Genomic DNA, 21,831 nt, shown 5'->3' on the forward strand with positions numbered 1-21,831 from the left:
GCCTGATGGCGATGACGCTCCAGACGACGAGACGGCCGGCCACGGCGCGCCCCCGGCGCCGGCAGATCCTGCCCGACCGCCTCCTCCCTTACGGCATGATCGGGCCGGCCGTCTTCGTCGCCTTCGCCATCGCCATCATTCCGCTCTGCTACGCACTCTGGCTGTCGCTGCAGGACTGGTACATGCTGCGGCGGCCGACCCCGGTCTGGGGCGGGCTCGTCAATTACCGCACGCTCCTCTCCGATACCGCGCTGTGGGCCTCCTTCGGTCGCACCTGGATCTGGACGATCGGCACCGTGGTGGTCGAAGTGGCGCTGGCGCTGCCGATCGCCCTTCTCCTCAACCGCGAGAGCGCGGTGGCGCGCACCGCGTCGGCGGTGATCCTGCTTCCCTGGGTGACGCCCTTCATCGTGCTCGGCTTCGGCTGGCGCTTCCTGCTCGATTCCGGCGTCGGGCCGATCCATGCGCTGCTGCATGCCCTCGGGCTGGCCGGCGACTCCTCGATCCTCAACGATCCCGTCGGCGCCTTCGCCATGATCATCTTCATCTCGGGCTGGAAGGGGACGCCGTTCCTGGTGATCGCCATCCTCGCCGCGCTGAAGTCGATCCCGGACGAGCTCTACGAGGCGGCCGAAGTCGACGGCGCCGGCCCCGTGCAGCGCTTCGTCCATGTGACGCTGCCGGAAATCTGGAACACGATCGTCACCGTCGGCCTCGTGCTCGGCATCCTCGCCTTCTATTCCTTCGACCTGCCCTGGATCATGACCAAGGGCGGCCCGCAGGACGCGACGACGCTTGTCGGCATCGCGATGTACAAGGCCGTCTTCCTCGATCTCCGCCCGGCCTATGCGGCGGCGATCTCGGTCGTGATGCTGGTGCTGCTGTTCATCGCCTCGCTGATCACGCTGAGACTGAGGAGGAGGCACTGATGCGCCATCGCTCCCCGACGCGCGAGCTGGCGCTCGATGCCACCACCATCGTCGTCATCTTCCTGCTGCTGGTGCCGATCCTCTGGGTGTTCGTCGCCTCGGTGCGGCCGGAGACCGACATCACCGGCGGCGGGCTGATCCCGACGCGCTTCACCTTCGAGCACTACGCCGCCATCCTCGCCAAGAAGCCGTTCCTGATCGCGCTCAAGAACAGCCTCATCGTCGGCCTAGCGGTCGCCGTCGTCACCACCGCGCTCGCCATGCCGGCGGCCTATGCGCTGTCGCGCTTCTCCTTCGGCGGCCGGAACTTCTTCGCACTGCTGATCCTCGGCACGCAGATGCTGCCGAGCCTCGCGGTGCTGGTGCCGCTGGTCGTCATCATCCGCCAGATCGGCCTCACCAACACGCTGACGGCGCTGATCTTCACGCATCTGGCGCTCGGCATGCCGATCGCGGTGTGGATGCTGAAGGGCTATATCGACGCGATCCCGAAGGAGCTGGAGGAAGCGGCGCTCATCGACGGCTGCGGCCGGCTCGGCGCGATGTGGCGCATCGTCGTGCCGCTGATCCGCCCGGCGATCATCGCCGTCGGCACCTTCGCCTTCGTCCTCTCCTGGGGCGAATATCTGATGGCGCTGGCGCTCATCTCGAAATCGGACGTCAAGACGCTGCCGCTCGCGCTGCAGGGCCTGTTCGATCCCTATTCCTTCTCCTGGGGTCAGGTCATGGCCGGCGGCACGATCATCGCCCTGCCCGCCATCCTGCTCTTCCTCATCTTCCGCAGGCAACTCGTCGGCGGGCTGCTCGCCGGCGGCGTGAAAGGATAGTTCATGAGCGCCAATCCCCGCTCGACCCGCTCGCTCTATTTCACGGGTCCGCGCGACCTCGAGATCCGCGAGGAGCCGCTGCGCGAGCCCGGGCCGGACGAGATCGTGCTCGCCGCGATCGTCTCGGGCATCTCGGCCGGCACCGAACTCAACGTCTTCCGCGGCCTCGCCCCGCAATGGCGCCAGCACATGGACCCGGAGACCCGGCTTTTCCTCGACGGCGGCTCGGACTGGACGTGGCCGGCGCGCTACGGCTACGCCATGGTCGGCCGCGTGGAGCGGATCGGCGCCGCGGTGACCGACCGCAGGGAGGGCGAGATCGTTTTCGCCTATGCCCCGCACGGCGCCCATGCCGTCATGCCGGCGCGGGCCGTGGTGCCGCTCGGCGACCTTGCCGACCCTGAGACCGGCATCTTCTTCGCCAATCTCAACACCGCCTATAACGGTGTGCTCGACGCGCATATCCCGCTCGGTGCCGATGTCGTCGTCAGCGGGCTGGGCGTGATCGGCCAGATGGTCGTGCGCTTCCTGAAGCGGAACGGCGCCCGCACCATCATCGGCGTCGACGGCATCGACCTTCGCCGCGACCTCGCGAAAGCGGGCGGCGCCGACCATGTGCTGGTGCCCGGCGCCGACAAGGTGGCCGAGACGGTGCGCACGCTCACCGGCGGCCGCGGCGCCGATGTCGTCGTCGAGGTCTCGGGCGCCGCGCCGGCCCTCAACGAAGCGATCCGCACCGCCGGCTACAACGGCACCGTCGTCGCCATGTCCTGGTATGGCGGCACCTTCGAGAGCCTGTCGCTCTCCGGCGAATTCCACCACAACCGGCCGCGGATCATCTCCTCGCAGGTCGGCAACGTGAATCCGTTCCTCGGTCCGCTCTGGTCGACGGGCCGGCGCGGTGCCATCGTGCGCGAGTTCATGGACGCCTATGCCGGCGACCTCAAAGGCTTCGTCACCCACCGCGTGCCGCTCGCCGACGCCGCGCGCGGCTACCGCCTGCTCGACCAGGGCTCGCCTGAGGTCATGCAGGTCCTGATCGACTACCGACTCTGATCCGCCCGGAGCACTCAATCATGCGTTATTCCGCCTGTCTCGAATGGCTGTTCGCCGCCGAGGCGCCCGATTTCGCCGACCGCATCCGCCATGCGAAGAAGGCCGGGCTCGACGGTGTCGAGTTCTGGCTGTGGCGGGGCAAGGATCTCGGCGCGATCCGCGCCGCTCTGGACGAGACCGGCCTTCCGGTCACCGGCTTCTGCGCCGAGCCCATGGTTCCGCTGACCGATCCGGCGAAGCATGCCGAATTCCTCGAAGGGCTGAAGCCGTCGATCGAGGCGGCGCACCGTCTCGGCGCGCCGGTGCTCATCGTGCAGGCCGGCGCCGATCTTCCCGGCCGCAGCCGCGCCGAGCAGCGCGCCGCGCTGACCGAATGCCTCGGCAAGGCGGCGGATGTCCTGGCCGGCTCGGGCGTCGTGCTCGCCGTCGAGCCGCTCAACACGCTGGTCGACCATGTCGGCTATTTCCTGCCCTCGACGACCGAGGGGCTCGACATCATCGACGAGGTCGGGCGGCCGGAAATCCGCATCCTCTACGACATCTACCATTCGGCGGTGATGGGCGAGGCGATCGAGGACGTGCTCGCCGGCCGGCTCGACCGCGTCGCGCATGTCCATCTCGCCGACACGCCCGGCCGCCACGAGCCCGGCACCGGCAGCCTCGACTGGCGCTCGCGCGTCGCCTGGCTGGAAGCCAACGGCTATCGCGGCATGGTCGGGCTCGAATACAAGCCGACCAAGGATACGGCAGAAAGCCTCGCGGCGGTGTTGAAGGCCGCGTGAGCGGCTGAGGCCCTGGAGGCCTTGGGAGGCCCGCGCGGGCTGCCTTGCGCAGGGGCCCTCTCGCTCTCTCCCCCGCAGCGCGGGAGAGAGGGCTGGGCATCGCGCATTACCGGTGTCGCGCGAACGGCCCGTGGGCGTCAAATCCGCTCTCCCGCGGAGCGGTGCCGGGGAGGGGGTTGTTCGGCGCAGCCGCTGCTACCCGATCGCTTCGCGCAGCGTCTTAAGCGCCACGCGGTGGCCTTCGCGGCGGGCTTCGAGGTCCTTTTTCGGCCAGCCGAAATCGGAATCCTCGTGCTCGAGCGCGATGACGCCGTCGAAGCCGTCGGCGCGCGCGGCGGCAATGAAGGCCTTCCAGTCGAGCAGGCCCCGGCCGGGAAGGACATAGCGGTACCAGGGATTGCCGTGCTTCTCGATGATCTCGCGATTGAGCACCGTATCCTTGCCGTGCAGGATCGCGATGCGGCTCGCGAATTCGCGCCGGGCCGCCATCGGGTCGATGTCCTGCCAGATGAGATGCGAGGGGTCGAATTCGAGGCCGAGGCGCGGATCGGGGACGAGGGCGAACAGCTTGCGCCAGCCGACCGGATTCACGGCGATGAACTTCTTGTCCGGTCCCGGCCAGTTCTCCATCACGATCCTGATCGGCGAGTCGCTGGTTTCCGCGAGCACCTCCTTCGCGAAGGCGGCAAAACCGGCATAGTTCTCGTCCTCGCCGACCGCCGGGTCGTAGCCCGGAAAGAGGACGAAGACCGGTACGTTCGCATCGGCGGCGGCGCGGACGAACGCCTTCGTCAAAGCGTGAAGCTCGGCGCGCGCCTTCGGATCGGGGTCGAGCTGGTTGCCGAAGAAGGTGACCGAGGAGACCGTCAGACCCTTCGCCCGCGCGCGCCCGACGATCGGCGCCAGATCGGCCGGGGTCGGAATATGGCTGCGCACATCGATCTCGATGGCGTCGAAGCCCGCTTCCGCCGCGAAATCGATCACCTCGTCGATCGGGCGATCGCCGAGGGTCGAGGTATAGAATCCGACTTTCATGCTCTTCCACCCTTGTTCGCCGTCCGCGAGCCGGCGGCCGGCACGGTCATCCTCTCCGGAGCCCCACCCGAGAGATAACGCTTGCGGCCGGTGCGGCGCCAGAGGCGAGCCCGGGCGAGCGTCACTCCCGGTCGGCGGACCGCTCGGAGTGACGTCCGATAAGGGAAAGGCTGATGATCACGACCAGCGCGACGACGGTTGCCATCACGGCGATGCCGATGATGCCGAGTCCGCAGGCGACGCCGATGGCGCCGGCAAGCCACATGGCGGCGCCGGTCGTGATGCCCTGGACGCGGCCGCGGCTCTGGATGATGGCGCCGGCGGCGAGGAAGGCGACGCCGGATGTCACCGCCTCGATGATACGGACCGGATCGACGACGACATGCTCCATGCCGAGCGTGTCGGAATGGAGGATCTCAAGCATCACCACGGTGAACAGCGCCGAGGCGAGCGCCGTCAGCGTGTGCGTCCTGAGCCCGGCGGGGCGCGAGCGCCATTCGCGCTCCGCGCCGATCACCGCCCCGAGGATAGAGGCGGCCACCAGGCGGAGCGCGATATGAGACTTCGGCAGATGCGTATCGAGGAAAGCCGCATCGAGAAGTTCGAGCATGATGGCCGGAGGGCCTTACTGGACCGCGCGCTCGACGGCGTTGCCGGTCTGCTTCACGTCGGTCGCGACGCCGGTGACGGTGTTGGCGCAGCCGGCCAGGGTGGCGACGGCGACGAGGACGAGGGCAGTGGCGGCGGAACGGAAGGTCATGGCGTGTCTCCAGCGGTTGAGCCGGGAAACCAATGCCGCCGCCCCGCCTAAGTTCCGCCCGGTTTCACTCCCGCACGAGGAGACGGCGGAACGGCAGTTCCGGCCCGAGCGGCATGATCCGGTTCGGGTTCAGCGCCTTGATCGACCAGTAGCCGCGCTTGATGTGGTCGATGCTGACCGTATCGGCGACGCCGGGGATCTCGAGGATGCGCTCCAGATAGGCGGAGAGGCGCGGATAGTCGGAGAGGCGCCTCAGATTGCACTTGAAGACGCCGTGATAGGCGGCGTCGAAGCGGACGAGCGTCACGAAGGCGCGGATATCCGTCTCGGTGAAGCGCTCGCCGACCAGGAAACGGCGCCCCTCCATGCGGGCCTCCAGCTCGTCCAGCATCGCGAAGACGTCGCGGAACGCCTCGTCATAGGCGAGCTGTGTCGTCGCGAAGCCGGCACGGTAGACGCCGTTGTTGAGCCGCGGATAGATCCGCTCGTTGAGGGCGTCGATCTCGCCGCGCAGCGGCTCGGGATAGAGGTCGACGCTCTCGTCGGCGAGCGCCCCGAAGCCCGAATTCAGCATCCGGACGATATCGGCCGATTCGTTGTTGACGATGGTGCCGCGCTCTGTGTCCCAGAGCACGGGGACGGTGGCGCGGCCGGTGAAATCCGGCGCCGCGCGGGTGTAGAGCTCGTGGATGTGGCGGGCGCCCATCACCGGGTCGGGCCGCGACACCGCATCGTCGCCGAAGCGCCAGCCCTCGTCGGCGATGACCGGCTCGACGATCGTGACCGGGATCGCGTCTTCGAGCTTCTTCACCGCGCGGGCGATCAGCGTGCGCGAGGCCCAGGGGCAGATGAGCGCCACATAGAGCCGGTAGCGGCCCGCCTCGGCGCGAAAGCCGCCCTCGCCGGTCGGGCCGGGGCTGCCATCGGGCGTGACGAAGCTGCGGAAGGACGAGACCTGGCGCACGAAGCCGCCCTTCGCGTCCTTGGCCTGGACCGGATCCCATTCCGCCGACCATTTTCCGTTGACGAGCATGGCTGATCCCGTTTCGACATCGTTGACGATGCGGCGAAGCTAGCCGCCGGCATCCTCGCTGGAAATGCGCGCGCCGTCGAACGCAGCGTGCACCGATGCTGCGTCCATTCGGGTGCTTTACAGCCCCGCCGCGCCCTTCTAGGTCTCCTCGATCCCCCGACCAGCGAGGCTTCCGATGGCTCCCCCCGCCGCGCCGCTTCCAGGCGATCTTCTCATCGATGCGGCGGACGAGATCGCCATCCGCCAGGACCTGACGCTGACCGCGCTCGGCAAGCGCCCGGCCGACCGCATCCTCACGGTCGGCCGCCTGCTCGACGTCCATTCGCGGCAGTGGCGCGAGGACCAGGAGATCGTCGTCAAGGGCCGGCGCATCGCCTATGTCGGGCCTGCCGGCTCGTGGCAGGGCGAGGCGGGCGAGCGGCTCGCCGAGCCGTCGCTTTCGGCCGTCCCCGGCTTCGGCGAGGCGCACAAGCATATCGAGAGCTCGCATCTGACGCCCGAATACGAGACCGCTCTCGTGATGCCGCATGGCGTGACATGGGTCTGCGAGGCGAGCCACGAATTCTCCAACGTCAACGGCCCGCGCAATCTCGAATTCTGGCTGACCGCCCGGCGCATGGGCTCGCCGATGAAGATCTTCCCGCTGCCGGGCTCGGCCGTGCCGCCGACCGCCTATGAATGGGGCGGCGGCCATTTCGGCTATGACGAGCAGAAGGGCTTCCTCGCCGAGAGCCTGATGGTGGCCGGTCTCGACGAGGTGATGGACTGGCCGGCGGTGTGGAACCCCGAGAACCCGTCCTACGACCGGCTCTGGGGGATGATCCGCGCCACCTTCGAGAAGCGCGGCGTCGTCGAGGGACATGCGGCGGGCCTGCGCGATCTCGCCACCATCAACGCCTTCGCCGCGGCCGGCATGGCCTCCGACCACGAGGCCTGGTTCGTCGAGGAGGTCTGGGAGAAGCTCTCGCACGGGCTTTTCGTCGAGCTGCGCCCGCATTCGCTGCCCGACATCATCAAGGGCCTGATCGCCAAGGGCCTTTCCGACTGGTCGCAGATCGCCTTCGTCACCGACGACCGCAGCGCGACCGATACGCTGAAGATCGGCGCCACCGACCACAATGTGCGCCTCGCGATCGAGAACGGCCTCGCGCCCGAGATCGCGATCCAGTGCGTGACGCTCAATCCGGCCCGGCACATGCGGCTGACGCCCTGGGTCGGCTCGATCGCGCCCGGCCGTTTCGCCGATATCGTGCTGCTGGAGGACGTGCCGTCGCTCAAGATCGCCAAGGTGATCGCGGACGGAACGATCGCCGCGGAGGGCGGCAGCTATGTCGGCGCCCTGCCCAGGATCGACTGGCCGGACTGGGCGACGAAGACCGTGACGCTGGGCCGGCAGCTGATGGCCGAGGATTTCCGGATCGCGGCGCCCTCCGACGCGCCGGTCGCCAAGGCGGCGCTGCTGCGGCCCTTCCACTGGCACGACGACTTCATCACCATGGAGCTGCCGGTCGAAGACGGCGCGGTGCAGCGCGACGCAAGCCGCAACGTCACGAAATTCGCCATCGTCGACCGTTTCTCGGGCGAGGCGAAGGTGTCGAAGATGTTCTGGCTCGGCACCGGGCCGCGCGACGCGGAGACCGCGCTCGGCGCGACGCTCGGCCACGACAAGCACAATATCTGGGTGGTCGGCTCGTCGGACGCGGCGATGGCGCTCGTCGCCAATGCGCTCGCCGAGCAGCAGGGCGGCTGGGCGCTCGCCAGCGGCGGCGAGATCGTCGCGCGGGTCGGCTACGAGGTCGGCGGTCTGATGACGGCGCGGCCGGCCGAGGTGCTCGATGCCGAGATGCAGGCGCTCTATGCCGAGGGTGCGAAGATCGACTGGATGTACGAGCCGACCTTCTCGCCGCGCTGGTGGCCGGGCTTCCCGGAGCGGCTCTCCTTCGCGACGCTGACCTGCGCGCCCTGGCGATGGGTGCTGGTGGCGCCGTCGCCCCTCGCGCCGGACGGCTTCGTCAATGTCGCGACCGGGGCGACGCATCCGATTGTGTGGTGATCCGCACACAAAAGCCTCGCTGTTGTGCACAATCGATATACCGGCGCACGCATTTCGGGCTGGCCAAAATCCGGGCATCGACTAGACCATTGTCGGATCGGCTTCAGGAAAAGCGGGGACGACGATGTTCGACAGACTGAAGAAGGGCCTTCGGATCGCGGTCGCGGCCTTGCCGCTGGTGGCGGGCGGCGTCGTGGCCGCGGAGGCGGACGGCCTCAAGGTCGCGATGGTGCTGCCCGGCCCGATCAGCGACAACGACTGGAACTCGGTCGGCTATAACGGCCTCCAGGCCGCCGCCAAGGAGCTCGGCATCGAGGTCGCCTATTCGGAGAACGTCTCCGACGCCGACGCGGAGCGCATCCTGCGCGACTACGCCTCGCGCGGCTATGGACTCGTCTTCGCCCACTCCTTCTCGTTCGGCGACGCGGCGCTCAACGTCGCCGAGGACTTCCCGGACACGGTCTTCATGGCCGGCACCGCCAAGGAACTGGCGCCCAATCTCGGCACCTATTCCAACCCCGACTACCAGGGTGCCTATCTCGCCGGCATGCTCGGCGCCGGCGCCTCGAAGACCAAGACGATCGGCTGGGTCGGCGGCATGCCCGCGCCGAACATGCTCGCCAATCTCCATGCCTATGAAGCCGGCGCCAAGGAGATGGTGCCCGACGCCAAGGTACTGCACACCTTCATCGGCTCGTGGTTCGATCCGCCCAAGGCCAAGGAAGCCGCGATCGCGCAGGTGGAGCAGGGGGCCGACGTACTCTCGGCGCAGGGCGTCGGCGTCATCGACGCGGCCATCGCCAAGAACGTCTTCGCGCTCGGCGCCATGACCGACCAGAACCATCTCGGCCCCAAGGTCGTGCTGACCTCGGTGACCTGGGATCTCGGCCCGCTGGTGACGGCCGTCGCCAAGGCGGTGCAGGACAAGACCTGGAAGAGCGAGAACTGGTCCTACGGCATCGCGGAAGGCTCGGTGAAGCTCGCCGATTTCCACGGCCTCGACGCCGGCGTGCCGCCGGAAGTGCTGAAGGCCGTGCAGGCGAAGTTCGAGGCAATCAAGTCCGGCGCCTTCACCGTCCCGCTCGACACGTCGAACGTCGAGTAGAGTCAGCGCTCGACAGACCTAGTTGCGTCATGGCCGGGCTTGTCCCGGCCATCCACGTCTTCCCGTCGCGACCGCGAGCGGCAAGCAAGTCGTGGATGCCCGGGACAAGCCCGGGCATGACGGCGGAGACAGATCGCGATCCTATGCAGAGTTCTGCGCCTGCCCTTCTTTCCATGCGCGGCATCCGCGTCGCCTTCGGGCCGGTCGTCGCCAATGACGACGTCGATCTTTGCGTGGCGGCGGGCGAGATCCATGCGCTGCTCGGCGAGAACGGGGCGGGGAAATCGACGCTGATGCGCGTGCTGGCCGGGCTGATCGCGCCCGCGGCGGGCGAGGTCCGCATCGACGGCACGGTCGAGCCGCTCGGCTCGCCGCATGAGGCGATGCGGCTCGGCATCGGCATGGTGCACCAGCATTTCATGCTCGTGCCGACGCTGACCGTGGCGGAGAATGTCTGCCTCGGCCTGCCGTCCACCGGCCGCTTCCTGCCCGATCTCAAGGCGGCGGGCAGGCGCATCCGCGACCTCGCCGCCAGTCATTCGCTCGACATCGACCCCGATGCGCGGATCGCCGATCTCTCCGTCGCCGGCCGGCAGCGGGTCGAGATCCTGAAGGCGCTGTTCCGCGGCGCCCGCATCCTCATCCTCGATGAACCGACGGCGGTGCTGACGCCGCAGGAGACCGAGGGGCTCTTCCGCATCCTCCGCGCGCTGGCGGCCGCCGGCACGGCGATCATCTTCATCAGCCACAAGCTGAACGAGGTCATGGCGCTGACCGAAACGATCACGGTGCTGCGGCAGGGCCGGGTCGCCGCGACGCTTCGCACCGCCGACACCGACGCGCGCGCCCTTGCCAGGCAGATGGTCGGGGCCGATGTGCGCCTGCCGACGCTGGACGACGAACGGGCCGCCGCGCCTTCCCATCCCCCCTCTTCCCTTGGAAGAAGCGAAGCCGGGCCGATCCTCACGGTCGCCGGCCTCGTCTGCCGCGACGCGGACGGGGTGGCGCGCGTCGACGGCGCCAGCCTCGATGTCGGGGCCGGCGAGATTGTCGGGCTCGCGGGCGTCGACGGCAACGGCCAGCAGGAGCTGGCCGAGGCGATCGTCGGGCTGCGCGCGGCCGATGCCGGGCGGATCACAATCGCCGGAGAGGACGTGACCGGGGCCGCCGTGGCGCGGCGCATCACGCTCGGCCTCGCGCATATTCCCGAAGACCGCCACCACACGGCGCTGGTCGAGCCGCTTCCGATCCGCGACAACATCGCGCTGGAGCAGATCGGCGAGGCGCCGCTCTCGCGCAGGGGCTGGATCGACCGCCGGGCCATGGCGCGGCTCGCCGCCGACGTCATGGCGGGTTTCGACATCCGCGCCTCGGGCCCGGGCCAGACGGCCGGGACGCTCTCCGGCGGCAATCAGCAGAAGATCGTGCTCGGCCGTGCGCTGAGCCGCGATCCCCGGCTCGTCGTCGCGGTGCAGCCGGCGCGCGGCCTCGATGTCGGCGCCACGGCCTTCGTGCATCGCCAGCTGCTGGCGCGGCGGGCGGCGGGCGCCGGCATCCTGCTGGTCTCGACCGAGCTCGACGAGATCCTCGCCCTCTCCGACCGGATCCTGGTCGTCTTCAAGGGCCGCGTGGTCGGCGCCATGGCCCGCCGCGACATCTCGGTCGAGCGGCTCGGGCTGATGATGGCGGGAAAGGCGGCATGATGGGCGGCGTGACGGACGGCATGAGCGCGGTCCTCGCCCGCCTGCCGGCGGGCCTCGCCGGCAGCGTCGCCGCGGTGCTGGCCGCCTTCCTGGTCGGGGCGGCCCTCATCGCGGCCGTCGGCGTCAGCCCCGTCACCGCCTATGCCGCGCTGTTCGAGGCGGCGCTCGGCAGCGCCAACGGTCTCGCCGAAACGCTGGTGCGCACGGTGCCGCTCGCGCTGTGCGGGCTCGGCATCGCGCTGGCCTTCCGCGCCGGCGTGTTCAATGTCGGCGCCGAGGGACAGCTCTTCGTCGGCGGCGCGGCGGCCGGCGCGGTCGGCGTCGCCGGTGCCGGCCTGCCCTCGCTTCTGCTGCTGCCCGCCATGGCCCTGGCGGCGATGATCGCGGGCGCCGCCTGGTCGGGCATCGCCGCCGTGCTGAAGCTGCGCTTCCGCGCCGACGAGCTGATCACCACGATCATGCTCAACTATGTCGCCATCCACTTCGTCTCCTTCCTGCTGCACGGCCCGCTCAAGGACCCGAACGGCGCCCTCGCGCAGACGGCCCGGCTGACGAGCGACGGGCGGCTGCCGGTGCTGCTTGGCGGGACGAGGCTGCATGCCGGCATCCTCATCGTGCTCGTCGCGGCGATCCTCGCGCATCTCTTCCTGTGGCGGCGCACCGAAGGGTTCCGCCTGCGCGTCGTCGGCCTCAACCAGCGCGCGGCCCTCAATGCCGGCATGAATGTGCGCCGGGCGATTCTGATCGGCTTCCTCGCCTGCGGCGCGCTGGCCGGGCTCGCCGGTTTCGCCGAGGTCGCCGGCGTGCAGCGCCGGATGATCGAGAACCTCTCGCCCGGCTACGGCTATACGGCGATCATCGTCGCGCTGCTCGGCCAGACGAGCCCGTTCGGCGTCGTCGCCGCCGCCTTCCTGTTCGCCGCGCTGCAGATCGGCGCGACGACGATGGAATCGGCGGCCGGCGTTCCCTCGACGCTCACCACCGTCATCCAGGGCCTCGTCGTGCTCTTTCTCATCGGGCGCGACGCGATCCCGCTGATCGGCGATGCGTTCGCGCGGCTGCGACGGAAGAGGGCCTGACATGCTGGCTGCCCTCACCGATCCGGCCTTTGCCGGGTTCCTCTCCGCGACGATGCGACTCGCCGTGCCGATCCTGCTCGCCGCGCTCGGCGGGCTCTATGCCGAGCGCTCGGGCGTGCTCAATATCGGCCTCGAAGGGGCGATGCTCACCGGCGCCTTTGTCGGCTTCGTCACCGCCTATGCGACGGGCAGCATCGCGGTCGCGGTGCCGGCCGCCATCGCGGCGGGCGGGATGTTCGGCATCGTGCTCGCCTTCTACGCGGTCACGCTCGGCGCCAACCAGGTGGTGGTCGGGATCGCGATGAATCTCGTCGCGGTCGGCGTCACCTCCTTCTTCTATCGCCTCGTCTTCGGCGCCGGGACCGACCGCCCGCGCATCGACACGCTGCTGCCGCCCGATTTCGGCCCGCTGGCCGACTGGCCGCTGATCGGTCCGCTGCTGTTCCGCCAGGACCTGCTCGCCTTCCTCGCGCTCGCGCTCGTGCCGCTCACCTGGTTCGTGATCGCCAGGACCCGCTTCGGCCTCGATATCCGCGCCGTCGGCGAGCATCCGGAGGCGGCCGAGACGCTGGGCGTCAACGTGGCGCGCGTGCGCTACGCCTCCGTCGCGATCTCGTCCGGCCTCGCCGGCTTCGGCGGCGCGACGCTCTCGCTGGCGGCGACCGGCGTCTTTCTCGACGGGATGACCGCCGGCCGCGGCTATATCGCGCTCGCGATCCTCATCCTCGGCCGGCGGCATCCGCTCGGCGTGCTCGGCGCGGCGCTCCTGTTCGGCGCCGCCGATGCGCTGCAGCTCCGGGCGCAGATCCTGCCGACCGGGCTTCCGTTCCAGTTCCTGCTGATGCTTCCCTATGTGCTGACCATCGTCGTGCTGGCCGGCTTCGCCGGCCGCGGCGGCGCCCCGGCCGCGCTCGGCGTTCCGTTCCGCCGCCTGAAGAAGGATTGACCCGATGCTCGATCTTCGCGCCGCCACCTCGCCCGAGGTCGCCGAGGCCCTCGCGCGCGGCGACGCGGTCGCCGTGCTCGCCGTCGGCGCCGAGGAGCAGCACGGCGCGCATCTGCCGCTCTCGACCGACACGGTGATGGCCGACGGCGTGGCGCGGCGGATCGCCGAGGGGCTCGGCAATGCGCTGCTGCTGCCGCCGGTCGCCTATGGCGATGCCTGGAACAACGAGGGATTCGCCGGAACGCTGTCGCTCTCGCCCGACACGCTGCGCGCCGTGCTGATCGATCTCGGCCGCGGGGTGAAGCGACTCGGCGTCGCGGCGCTCGTCATCGTCAACGGCCATTTCGGCAACCGCGAGCCGATCGCGCTCGCCGCGCGGGCGCTGACGGGCGAGGGGCTGAGGGTGCTCGCGCTCGACTATCCGGGCATGGAACGCATCGCCGGCGCGATCTGCGACAGCACGCCCGCCGCGCCGACCTTCTATCATGCCGACGAGGTGGAGACCTCGATGATGCTGGCGCTGGCGCCCGATCTCGTCCGCATGGACAAGGCGGCGCCGGAATATCCGGAGTTCCCCGAGACCTTCGGCATGGAGCCGATGCTGCTCTCGACCTTCAACCGCTCGGGCGTCTTCGGCGACCCGCGCCCGGCCACGGCCGAGAAGGGCGAAGCCTTCATCGCCGGCATCGCCGCCGAAAGCCTCGGCATCATCGCCCGCTTCCTCTCGCGCCCCGCTTGACAAGCAGCGCGGCTGCAACCAAGGCTCGGGCGCGCGATCACCTTTCGGCGAGCGCAAGGTCCGACCCGTGGGCGCCACCTTTCTTCTCGTCATCAATTTCGCGATCGGCCTCTCCTTCGCCATCGCATTCCTGGCGCTGGCCTGGCGAAGCCCGGTCACGCTGTCGCGCTGGTGCGCGGCCGGCTTCCTCGCCGCCTCGGCGACGGTGACCGCGGAGGCGCTCTCGCCGGTCATCCCCTCGGTGCGCCTCACCTCGACGCTGTCCTTCTCGATGCTGATGCTGGCCCTGACGCTGCTTGCGGCCGGCCTCGTGCGGCACTACCGGGCGCGGGCCCGGATCGGCTGGCTGTTCGCGATCGCGATCGCCGCGTCGCTGTTCAACACCTTCGTCCTCGTCGACGAGCCGCGCGGCCAGCCGCTCAACGCCTTCGGCTATCAGGGGCCCTTCGCCCTGATGACGGCGATCGGCGCCGGTGCCATCCTCCTGCTGTCCCCGCGCCGGCCGATCGATCTGGTGCTCGCGACGGTGCTCGCCCTGTCGGCCCTGCAGTTCGTCGCCAAGGCCGCGATCGCGGTCGCGACGAGAACCGGCCCCGGCGTGAAGGCCTATCTCTCCAGCGACTACGCCTTCTATTCGCAGACGGCGGGCGGCATCCTGTCGCTTCTGCTCGGCATCGCCCTGATCGGCCTCGTCGCCGTCGAGGTCATGGCCGCCGCCTCGCAGCGGATGCGGCGCGACGAACTGTCCGGCATGCTCACGCGCGGCGCCTTCCTCGAAGCGGTGGGCGAACGGCTGGCCCGCGCGCCGCGCGGCATGCCGATGGCCCTGATCATGTGCGACCTCGACCATTTCAAGCAGATCAACGACGGCTTCGGCCATGCCGCCGGCGACGCCGTCATCCGCGCCGTCGGCGCCAATCTCATCGCGCTGGCCGGAGACGATGGCCTCTGCGGCCGTATCGGCGGCGAGGAGTTCTGCGTGCTGCTGCCCGATTGCGGCGCGGTCGCCGCGCAGATCTATGTCGATGCCATGCGCGGCCTCAACGCCATGACGGCCATCCCGCTGCTCCCCAAGGAGCAGCGCGTGACGGCGAGCTTCGGCGTCGCCATCACCGACCGGGACGAAGCGGTCGAGGCGGCGATGCGGCGCGCCGATCTCGCGCTGTATGCCGCCAAGTCCGCCGGCCGCGACGGCTGGCGCCTCGCACCGCTCGCACCCGACACGGCCCTCGGCGAGCCCGGACTCGGCCTCGCAGGCTGAGAGCCGCTTCCCCCTCGCCTCGCAGGCTGCAACGCGCCTTGCAAATTGCAAGGCCGCCGCCGTGAAGACCTCGTTAAGATTGACGATATCTTGGCGCGATCGACGCAATTTGAACCATATCTTGTGGCCTGTGGCGCGGTGGCGCGCTGGCAAGACGCTTGCGACAGGAAGATCAGGCTGATCTTCAGGTTTTGCGTAATCAGCTAGACCCGGACGGAGAGGGGAACTGTCGACCCCCGGAACCCCTCTCCGATCCGCCTCGTCGCGCCTGTGACGTGCGACCTTGCATCCGGCATCGACTGCGGCTTGAGTGACGGTGTGGCGAGCCTGCCTCGCCGGCCGATCCGTCGAGAACCGCATCCATGCAGCATCCCGTCAATCCCGAGGCGCTGGCCGCCTCGCTCGCCTGCTGGAGCGGGCCGATCGAACTCGCGCCGCTGCCTGGCGGCCTCACCAACACCAATTTCCTCGTCGAGGACGGCGGCCGCAAATATGTCGTCCGCATCGGCGGCGATCTGAAGGTGCACGGCATCGTGCGCTCGATCGAGCTCGCGGCCAGCCGGGCCGCCGCCGCGGCCGGCATCTCGCCGATCGTCGTGCATGCCGAGCCCGGCGCCATGGTGCTCGACTATATCGAGGGCAGGACGCTGACCCCCGAGGACATCCGCGATCCGCGCATGCTGGCGCGGCTGGTGCCGCTGATCCGCCACGCGCATCGCGACATTCCCCGCTTCTTCCGCGGCCCCGCGCCTATGTTCTGGCCCTTCCAGGTGATCCGCGACTACACGCACACGCTGGAGGAAGGCGAGAGCCACTATCTGCCGATGCTCGTGCGCCTGCTCGACGCCGCCGACCGGCTGGAGACGGCGGTCGGGCCGATCGAGCTCGTCTTCGGCCACAACGACCTGCTCGCCGCCAACTTCATCGACGACGGCACCCGGGTCTGGCTGGTCGACTGGGACTATGCGGGCTTCAACTCGCCGCTGTTCGATCTCGGCGGCCTCGCCTCCAACAATTCGCTGACGCCGGCACAGGGCGAATGGCTGCTGGAGCATTATCTCGACCGTCCGGTCGACGACAGCTGCCGGCGCAAGGCGCTGGCGATGCAGGCGGCCTCGCTGCTGCGCGAGACGATGTGGAGCATGGTCTCCGAGATCCACAGCAGCCTGCCGGTCGATTACGTCGCCTATACGCACGAAAATCTCAGACGCTTCGAGGCGGCGCTCGCCGCCTTCGAGCAGGCGTGAGGATCGGGACATGACGGCTTCCTCACTTCCGGGCTCGGCGAAGATCGTCGTCATCGGCGGCGGCATCGTCGGCTGCTCGGTCGCCTATCATCTCGGCGCGATGGGCCATTCCGACGTGCTGCTGATCGAGCGCGACCGGCTGACCTCCGGCTCGACCTGGCATGCCGCCGGCCTCGTCGGCCAGCTGCGCACATCGGCCAACATCACGCAGCTGCTCGGCTATTCCGTCGCGCTCTACCGGCGGCTCGAGGCGGAGACCGGGCAGGCGACCGGCTGGAAGATGAATGGCGGGCTGCGGCTCGCCTGCAATGCCGACCGCTGGACCGAGGTGAAGCGGCAGGCGACGACCGCGCGCTCCTTCGGCCTCGAGATGCAGCTGCTGACGCCCAAGGAAGCGCAGGACCTGTGGCCGCTGATGCGCGTCGACGATCTCGTCGGCGCCGCCTTCCTGCCCACCGACGGACAGGCTTCTCCCTCCGACATCACGGCAGCGCTGGCGCGCGGCGCAAGGATGAAGGGCGTCACCATCCGCGAGGGCGTCGCGGTCACCGGCATCGCGGTCGAGGGCGGGCGCGTCGTCGCGGTCGAGACCGACCAGGGGCGGATCGGCTGCGAGAAGCTGGTGATCTGCGCCGGGCAATGGTCGCGCGCGCTCGGCGCCATGGCCGGCGTCAACGTGCCGCTCGTGCCGGTCCAGCACCAGTATCTCGTCACGGAGCCGATCGCCGGCGTCACGGCAAGCCTGCCGACGCTGCGCGATCCCGACCGGCTCACCTACTGGAAGGAAGAGGTCGGCGGGCTGGTGATGGGCGGCTACGAACCCAATCCCAAGCTCTGGGATGTCGATCCGCCGCCGGCGGATTTCGCCTTCCGCCTGCTCGACAACGATTTCGACCATTTTGAGCCGATCATGACGGCGGCGCTCGGCCGCGTCCCGACGCTCGAAAGCGCCGGCATCCGCCAGTTCATCAACGGGCCCGAGAGCTTCACGCCCGACGGCAACTTCATCCTCGGCGAGGCGCCGGAGGTGAAGAACATCTTCGTCGGCGCCGGCTTCAACGCCTTCGGCATCGCCTCGGGCGGCGGCGCAGGCATGGCGCTCGCCGAATGGGTCGTGAAGGGCGCGCCGCCCTTCGATCTTTGGCCGGTCGATATCCGCCGCTTCGGGCGGCATCACCGCGACCTCTCCTTCATCCGCGCGCGGACGCTCGAGGCCTATGCGCGCCACTACACCATGGCCTGGCCGTTCGAGGAGGCGGAAGCCGGCCGGCCACTGCGCCGCTCGCCGCTCTACGACCGGCTGAAGACGGAAGGCGCCGTGTTCGGCGAGAAGCTCGGCTTCGAGCGCGCCAACTGGTTTGCCGACAGGGAAGCGGGCGAGGAGCCGCACGACCGCTATTCCTATGCGCGCGGCAACTGGTTCGCCGCCGTCGGCCGCGAGCACAAGGCGGCACGCGAGGCGGCGGTGCTGTTCGACCAGAGCTCCTTCGCCAAGTTCGAGTTCACCGGGCGCGACGCGGAAGCGGCGCTCTCCTTCATCGCCGCCAACGACGTCGCCCGGCCGGTCGGCCATCTCGTCTATACGCAGATGCTGAACGATGCCGGCGGCATCGAATGCGACCTCACCGTCTCGCGCCTCGCGGAGGACCGTTACTTCATCGTCACCGGCACCGGCTTCGCCACGCACGATCTCGACTGGATCACCCGGTCCATTCCCGAGGGGCTCAATGCGCGCGTCGCCGACGTCACCTCGGCCTATGCGACGCTGGTGCTCATGGGTCCCGAGGCGCGGCGCATCCTCTCCGCGATCAGCCGCGACGACCTCTCGTCCGCCGCCTTCCCGTTCGGCCGCGCCCGGTTCATCCAGGCCGGCGGCTGCCCGGTGCTGGCGCTGCGCGTCACCTATGTCGGCGAGCTCGGCTTCGAACTGCATGTGCCGACCGAATTCGCGCTGACGCTGTTCGAGGCGCTCATGGAGGCGGGACGGCCGCTCGGCCTGCGGCTCGCCGGATACCGCGCGATCGAGTCGCTGCGCCTCGAGAAGGGCTATCGCGCCTGGGGCGCCGAGATCGGACCCGACCATTCGCCGCTCGTCGCCGGGCTCGGCGCCTTCGCGAAGCTCAGGAAGGACATTCCCTTCAGGGGCCGCGCCGCGCTCGAGGAACAGGCGGCGGCGCCGCTGCCCCGGCTTCTCGCCGGCTTCACGACGGTCGATCCCGAGATCGTGCTGCTCGGGCGCGAGACGATCTATCGCGACGGCGAGCGGGTCGGCTGGCTGGCCTCCGGCGGCTTCGGCTACACGATCGGCAAGCCGATCGGCTACGGCTATGTCCGCCGCGCCGCCGGCGTCGATCGCGACTTCGTCCTCTCCGGCCGCTACGCGCTGGAAGTGGCGGGCGAGCGCGTCGCCGCCGAGGTTCATCTCGACCCGCTCTATGACCCGCAGGGCACGAAAATCCGCGCCTGAGATTGACCGCGTCGCTTGACAGCTTTCGCGGCCGGGTGTTGGACAGGCTGAAACGCCTGCAATAACATAGAGTTATTCTAATGTATCCGCTCTCGCGCCGTGCGCTTCTCAAGGGAGCCGCCCTCGGCGGCGCCGCGCTCGCCGCCGGCCCCGCGCTCATCGCCGCCGCTTCGCGGCCGGCGCGGGCCGCCGACGGGCCGCTGGCGCTCTATAACGGCCAGCATCGACCGCCCGTCGAGGCGCTGATCGCCGCCTTCACCGCGTCGACCGGGATCGAGGTCGCCGTCCGGCACGGCAGCAGCGCGCAGCTCGCCAGCCAGCTGATGGAGGAGGGCGCCCATTCGCCGGCCGACGTCTTCTGGTCGGAAGAGAGCCCCTCGCTCTTCGCCCTCGCCGAGAAGGGACTGCTCGCCCCGCTCGCTGCCGGGACGCTCGCCGCGGTGCCGGCCGAGTATTCGGCCAAGGACGGTACCTGGATCGGCGCCACGGCGCGCTGCCGCGTCGTCGTCTACAACAAGGCGAATGTCGATCCCGCGACGCTCCCGGCCTCCGTGCTCGATTTCGCCAGCGAGGCCTATGCCGACAGGGTCGCCTTCGCACCGGCGAGCGGCGCCTTCCAGCAGCAGATCATGGCGGTCATGATCCTCAAGGGGCGCGAGGCGGCGCTCGCCTGGCTCAAGGGCCTGCGCCAGTACGGCCGCGTCTACAACTCCGATTCCGCCGCCGTCGAGGCCGTCGAGAGCGGCGACATCCCGATCGCGCTCTCCAACAACTACTACTGGCAGGCACTGGCCCGCGAGATCGGCGAGGCCGACGTCCAGTCGGCGATCTACAATATCGGCCATGGCGACCCGGGCACGCTCATCACCGTCTCGGGCGGCGGCGTCCTCAAATCGGCGAAGAATGCCGAGGCGGCGCAGCGCTTCGTCGCCTTCATGGTGAGCGAAGAGGGGCAGAAGGCGATCGTCGCGGCCATCGCCGAATATCCGCTGAGGCCCGGCGTCACCTCGCCCTTCCCGCTGACGCCCTTCGGCGAACTGGACCCCGCTCCCGTGACGCCGAACGAGCTCGGCGACGCCGAGGCGGCGCTGGCCCTTCTGCGCGAGGCGGAACTGGCTTGAGCGACACGTTCGGGGAACTGGCCGAGATCGCGGCGGCGCCGCGGCCCCGCCGGGCCCGCCGGACCCGCGCGCTGCCGCCCGCCATCGTCGCGGCGGCGCTGATCCCGATCGCTCTCATCGCGCTGCCGATCGTCTATGTGCTGATCCGCTCGGCCGATGCCGGCTGGACGGGCATCGCCGCGGAGCTCTTCCGCGAGCGCACGCTGATGCTGTTCTGGAACACCAGCGTGCTGACCTTCTCGGTCACCGGGCTGGCGCTCGTCATCGGCGGCGCCGCGGCCTGGCTCACCGAGCGCTCCGACCTGCCCGGCCGAGGCCTCTGGCGCGTGCTGTTCTGCCTGCCGCTCGCCATGCCGGCCTTCGTCGCCTCCTTCGCATGGAAATCGATCGGCCCCTCCTTCCAGGGGCTCGGCGGCGCCATCCTGATCCTCTCGATGGAGAGCTTCCCGCTCGTCTTCCTGCCGCTTGCCGCCGCGCTGAGGAGCATGGACCCGGGGCCGGAGGAGGTATCGCGCTCGCTCGGCCACGGGCCCGGCGCCACCTTCCGCAAGATCGTCCTGCCGCGCGCCCTGCCGGCGGCCGGCGGCGGGGCGCTGCTCGTCGCGGCGCATATGCTCTCGGAATTCGGCGCGCTGTCGCTGCTGCGCGTGCAGACGCTGACGACGGCGATCTTCCAGCAATACGAACTGCAGTTCGACAATGCGAGCGCGGCCGTGCTCTCGGCCATGCTGATGCTCTTCTGCCTGCCGGTCGCCTTCGGCGAGATCCATCTGCGCGGCGCCGAACGGCGCGACAAGGTCGGCCGCAGCGCCGTGCGCCGCCGGCGCGAGCAGCCGCTCGGGCCGTGGCTGTGGCCGGCGCTCGGCTTTTCGGCCATCGTCTGCGTGCTGGCGCTCGGCATTCCCTTCGGCCGCCTCGGCTACTGGCTGATCCGCGGCGTCTCGGCCGGGCGCGGCATCGAGGCGATCGGCCCGGCGCTCTGGGGCTCGCTCAGCCTCGCGCTGCCGGGCACCATCGTCACCACCATCGTGGCCCTGCCCCTGGTGCTGCTGGCGCTGCGCGGCGGCGGGCGCATCGCGCGGATCGCCGAGCGGCTGCCCTATGTCGTGCACGGCCTGCCGGGCCTCGTGGTGGCGCTCGCGCTCGTCTATGCCTCGATCCGCCTGCTGCCCGCCGTCTACCAGACGCGCGCGGTGCTGTTCGCGGCCTATGCCATCCTGTTCATGCCGCTGGCCCAATCGGCGCTGCGCGCCTCGGCCGAGCTGGTTTCGCCCGAGATGGAGGATGTCGCGCGCACGCTCGGGCGCGGCGCCCTTCGGGCTTTCGTCTCGGTGACGCTGCCGGCTCTGGCGCCGGGCCTCGGCGCCGCGCTCGCGCTGGTGGCGCTCGAGCTGATGCGCGAGCTCACCGCGACGCTCATTCTGGCGCCGACCGGCGTCGCGACGCTCGCCACCGAGGTCTGGTCGCTGACCAGCGACGGCGCCTATGCGGCGGCGGCGCCCTTCGCGGCGGCGCTGGTGCTGATTTCGGGCCTTCCCGTCTATGTCTTCACGCTGCGCACGCTCGACCCCGGCGGGCGGGGCCGCAAGAGAAGGCCGCGAACTGGCTAAGTCTCGCCTCAATTATCGAGCACGACTTGTGAGGCAAGGCCGCGCATACGGCCCTGCATGCCTTTGGGAGGCGTGCCG

At 69.7% G+C, this 21,831-nt stretch carries 19 protein-coding genes; 15 read left to right on the forward strand and 4 right to left on the reverse strand.

Going from position 1 to position 21,831, the window contains the following annotated elements; all coding sequences use genetic code 11:
* The first annotated feature begins 5 nt into the window (after nucleotides 1-5).
* The 4 genes from QO015_RS12825 to QO015_RS12840 are packed head-to-tail and all read left to right on the forward strand — an operon-like array spanning nucleotide 6 to nucleotide 3,594.
* Nucleotides 6-929, forward strand: coding sequence for a carbohydrate ABC transporter permease (locus tag QO015_RS12825; RefSeq protein ID WP_266278972.1), 924 nt, complete (start codon nucleotides 6-8; stop codon nucleotides 927-929).
* Nucleotides 929-1,756, forward strand: coding sequence for a carbohydrate ABC transporter permease (locus QO015_RS12830; protein WP_266278971.1), 828 nt, complete (start codon nucleotides 929-931; stop codon nucleotides 1,754-1,756). The genes QO015_RS12825 and QO015_RS12830 overlap by 1 nt, the downstream gene beginning before the upstream one ends.
* 3 nt (nucleotides 1,757-1,759) lie before the next feature.
* Nucleotides 1,760-2,812, forward strand: coding sequence for a zinc-binding dehydrogenase (locus QO015_RS12835; RefSeq protein ID WP_266278970.1), 1,053 nt, complete (start codon nucleotides 1,760-1,762; stop codon nucleotides 2,810-2,812).
* Between the two features lie 20 nt (nucleotides 2,813-2,832).
* A complete protein-coding gene (locus QO015_RS12840; RefSeq protein WP_370877415.1) occupies nucleotides 2,833-3,594 on the forward strand; it encodes a hydroxypyruvate isomerase family protein in 762 nt (253 codons plus the stop codon).
* 195 nt (nucleotides 3,595-3,789) lie between these two features.
* Here the strand turns inward: QO015_RS12840 and QO015_RS12845 are convergent, their stop codons facing one another.
* The 4 genes from QO015_RS12845 to QO015_RS12860 all read right to left on the reverse strand — a co-directional run bounded on the left by QO015_RS12845 (nucleotide 3,790) and on the right by QO015_RS12860 (nucleotide 6,422).
* Nucleotides 3,790-4,629 (reverse strand): sugar phosphate isomerase/epimerase family protein, encoded by an 840-nt coding sequence (locus QO015_RS12845; protein ID WP_266278968.1) that lies wholly within the window; start codon nucleotides 4,627-4,629, stop codon nucleotides 3,790-3,792.
* Between the two features lie 121 nt (nucleotides 4,630-4,750).
* A complete protein-coding gene (locus QO015_RS12850; protein WP_266278966.1) occupies nucleotides 4,751-5,239 on the reverse strand; it encodes an MgtC/SapB family protein in 489 nt (162 codons plus the stop codon).
* 15 nt (nucleotides 5,240-5,254) lie between these two features.
* Nucleotides 5,255-5,389, reverse strand: a complete 135-nt coding sequence (locus QO015_RS12855; RefSeq protein WP_266278965.1) for an entericidin EcnAB — start codon at nucleotides 5,387-5,389, stop codon at nucleotides 5,255-5,257.
* A 64-nt stretch (nucleotides 5,390-5,453) separates the two neighbouring features.
* A complete protein-coding gene (locus QO015_RS12860) occupies nucleotides 5,454-6,422 on the reverse strand; it encodes a glutathione S-transferase family protein (RefSeq protein ID WP_266278964.1) in 969 nt (322 codons plus the stop codon).
* Nucleotides 6,423-6,597: 175 nt separating this feature from the next.
* On the opposite strand from QO015_RS12860, the gene QO015_RS12865 reads away from it, so the two are divergent.
* The 11 genes from QO015_RS12865 to QO015_RS12915 all read left to right on the forward strand — a co-directional run bounded on the left by QO015_RS12865 (nucleotide 6,598) and on the right by QO015_RS12915 (nucleotide 21,753).
* Nucleotides 6,598-8,475: an adenine deaminase gene (locus tag QO015_RS12865; protein WP_266278963.1), complete on the forward strand. Its 1,878-nt coding sequence runs from the start codon at nucleotides 6,598-6,600 to the stop codon at nucleotides 8,473-8,475.
* Nucleotides 8,476-8,599: 124 nt separating this feature from the next.
* Nucleotides 8,600-9,580 (forward strand): BMP family protein, encoded by a 981-nt coding sequence (locus tag QO015_RS12870; RefSeq protein ID WP_266278962.1) that lies wholly within the window; start codon nucleotides 8,600-8,602, stop codon nucleotides 9,578-9,580.
* A 143-nt stretch (nucleotides 9,581-9,723) separates the two neighbouring features.
* Nucleotides 9,724-11,283, forward strand: coding sequence for an ABC transporter ATP-binding protein (locus QO015_RS12875; RefSeq protein ID WP_266278961.1), 1,560 nt, complete (start codon nucleotides 9,724-9,726; stop codon nucleotides 11,281-11,283).
* A complete protein-coding gene (locus QO015_RS12880) occupies nucleotides 11,280-12,362 on the forward strand; it encodes an ABC transporter permease (protein WP_266278959.1) in 1,083 nt (360 codons plus the stop codon). The genes QO015_RS12875 and QO015_RS12880 overlap by 4 nt, the downstream gene beginning before the upstream one ends.
* A gap of 1 nt (nucleotide 12,363) precedes the next feature.
* A complete protein-coding gene (locus QO015_RS12885; RefSeq protein ID WP_266278958.1) occupies nucleotides 12,364-13,308 on the forward strand; it encodes an ABC transporter permease in 945 nt (314 codons plus the stop codon).
* A 4-nt stretch (nucleotides 13,309-13,312) separates the two neighbouring features.
* A complete protein-coding gene (locus tag QO015_RS12890) occupies nucleotides 13,313-14,047 on the forward strand; it encodes a creatininase family protein (protein WP_266278957.1) in 735 nt (244 codons plus the stop codon).
* Nucleotides 14,048-14,114: 67 nt separating this feature from the next.
* On the forward strand, nucleotides 14,115-15,308 hold the full coding sequence (locus QO015_RS12895) for a GGDEF domain-containing protein (protein ID WP_266278956.1): 1,194 nt from the start codon (nucleotides 14,115-14,117) through the stop codon (nucleotides 15,306-15,308).
* A gap of 362 nt (nucleotides 15,309-15,670) precedes the next feature.
* Complete coding sequence (locus QO015_RS12900) at nucleotides 15,671-16,555, forward strand: choline/ethanolamine kinase family protein (protein ID WP_266278955.1); 885 nt, start codon at nucleotides 15,671-15,673, stop codon at nucleotides 16,553-16,555.
* A gap of 10 nt (nucleotides 16,556-16,565) precedes the next feature.
* Nucleotides 16,566-19,022, forward strand: coding sequence for a GcvT family protein (locus QO015_RS12905; protein ID WP_266278954.1), 2,457 nt, complete (start codon nucleotides 16,566-16,568; stop codon nucleotides 19,020-19,022).
* Between the two features lie 80 nt (nucleotides 19,023-19,102).
* Entirely contained in the window at nucleotides 19,103-20,143 is a 1,041-nt protein-coding gene (locus tag QO015_RS12910) for an extracellular solute-binding protein (protein ID WP_266278952.1), read from the forward strand.
* The gene (locus QO015_RS12915; protein ID WP_266278951.1) at nucleotides 20,140-21,753 is read left to right on the forward strand and encodes an ABC transporter permease; all 1,614 of its coding nucleotides are present in this window, start codon (nucleotides 20,140-20,142) and stop codon (nucleotides 21,751-21,753) included. Before QO015_RS12910 ends, QO015_RS12915 begins: the two co-directional genes overlap by 4 nt.
* Nucleotides 21,754-21,831: the final 78 nt, after the last annotated feature.

It is taken from the genome of Kaistia geumhonensis (genome assembly GCF_030815145.1).
Lineage (GTDB): Bacteria > Pseudomonadota > Alphaproteobacteria > Rhizobiales > Kaistiaceae > Kaistia > Kaistia geumhonensis.

Coding starts and splice junctions, on each gene's coding strand:
- QO015_RS12880 (WP_266278959.1), top strand. CDS start 11,280: ATGATGGGCGGCGTGACGGACGGCATGAGCGCGGTCCTCGCCCGCCTG.
- QO015_RS12900 (WP_266278955.1), top strand. CDS start 15,671: ATGCAGCATCCCGTCAATCCCGAGGCGCTGGCCGCCTCGCTCGCCTGC.
- QO015_RS12855 (WP_266278965.1), bottom strand. CDS start 5,389: ATGACCTTCCGTTCCGCCGCCACTGCCCTCGTCCTCGTCGCCGTCGCC.
- QO015_RS12905 (WP_266278954.1), top strand. CDS start 16,566: ATGACGGCTTCCTCACTTCCGGGCTCGGCGAAGATCGTCGTCATCGGC.
- QO015_RS12875 (WP_266278961.1), top strand. CDS start 9,724: ATGCAGAGTTCTGCGCCTGCCCTTCTTTCCATGCGCGGCATCCGCGTC.
- QO015_RS12850 (WP_266278966.1), bottom strand. CDS start 5,239: ATGCTCGAACTTCTCGATGCGGCTTTCCTCGATACGCATCTGCCGAAG.
- QO015_RS12870 (WP_266278962.1), top strand. CDS start 8,600: ATGTTCGACAGACTGAAGAAGGGCCTTCGGATCGCGGTCGCGGCCTTG.
- QO015_RS12825 (WP_266278972.1), top strand. CDS start 6: ATGGCGATGACGCTCCAGACGACGAGACGGCCGGCCACGGCGCGCCCC.
- QO015_RS12835 (WP_266278970.1), top strand. CDS start 1,760: ATGAGCGCCAATCCCCGCTCGACCCGCTCGCTCTATTTCACGGGTCCG.
- QO015_RS12890 (WP_266278957.1), top strand. CDS start 13,313: ATGCTCGATCTTCGCGCCGCCACCTCGCCCGAGGTCGCCGAGGCCCTC.
- QO015_RS12830 (WP_266278971.1), top strand. CDS start 929: ATGCGCCATCGCTCCCCGACGCGCGAGCTGGCGCTCGATGCCACCACC.
- QO015_RS12865 (WP_266278963.1), top strand. CDS start 6,598: ATGGCTCCCCCCGCCGCGCCGCTTCCAGGCGATCTTCTCATCGATGCG.
- QO015_RS12845 (WP_266278968.1), bottom strand. CDS start 4,629: ATGAAAGTCGGATTCTATACCTCGACCCTCGGCGATCGCCCGATCGAC.
- QO015_RS12885 (WP_266278958.1), top strand. CDS start 12,364: ATGCTGGCTGCCCTCACCGATCCGGCCTTTGCCGGGTTCCTCTCCGCG.
- QO015_RS12910 (WP_266278952.1), top strand. CDS start 19,103: ATGTATCCGCTCTCGCGCCGTGCGCTTCTCAAGGGAGCCGCCCTCGGC.
- QO015_RS12860 (WP_266278964.1), bottom strand. CDS start 6,422: ATGCTCGTCAACGGAAAATGGTCGGCGGAATGGGATCCGGTCCAGGCC.
- QO015_RS12840 (WP_370877415.1), top strand. CDS start 2,833: ATGCGTTATTCCGCCTGTCTCGAATGGCTGTTCGCCGCCGAGGCGCCC.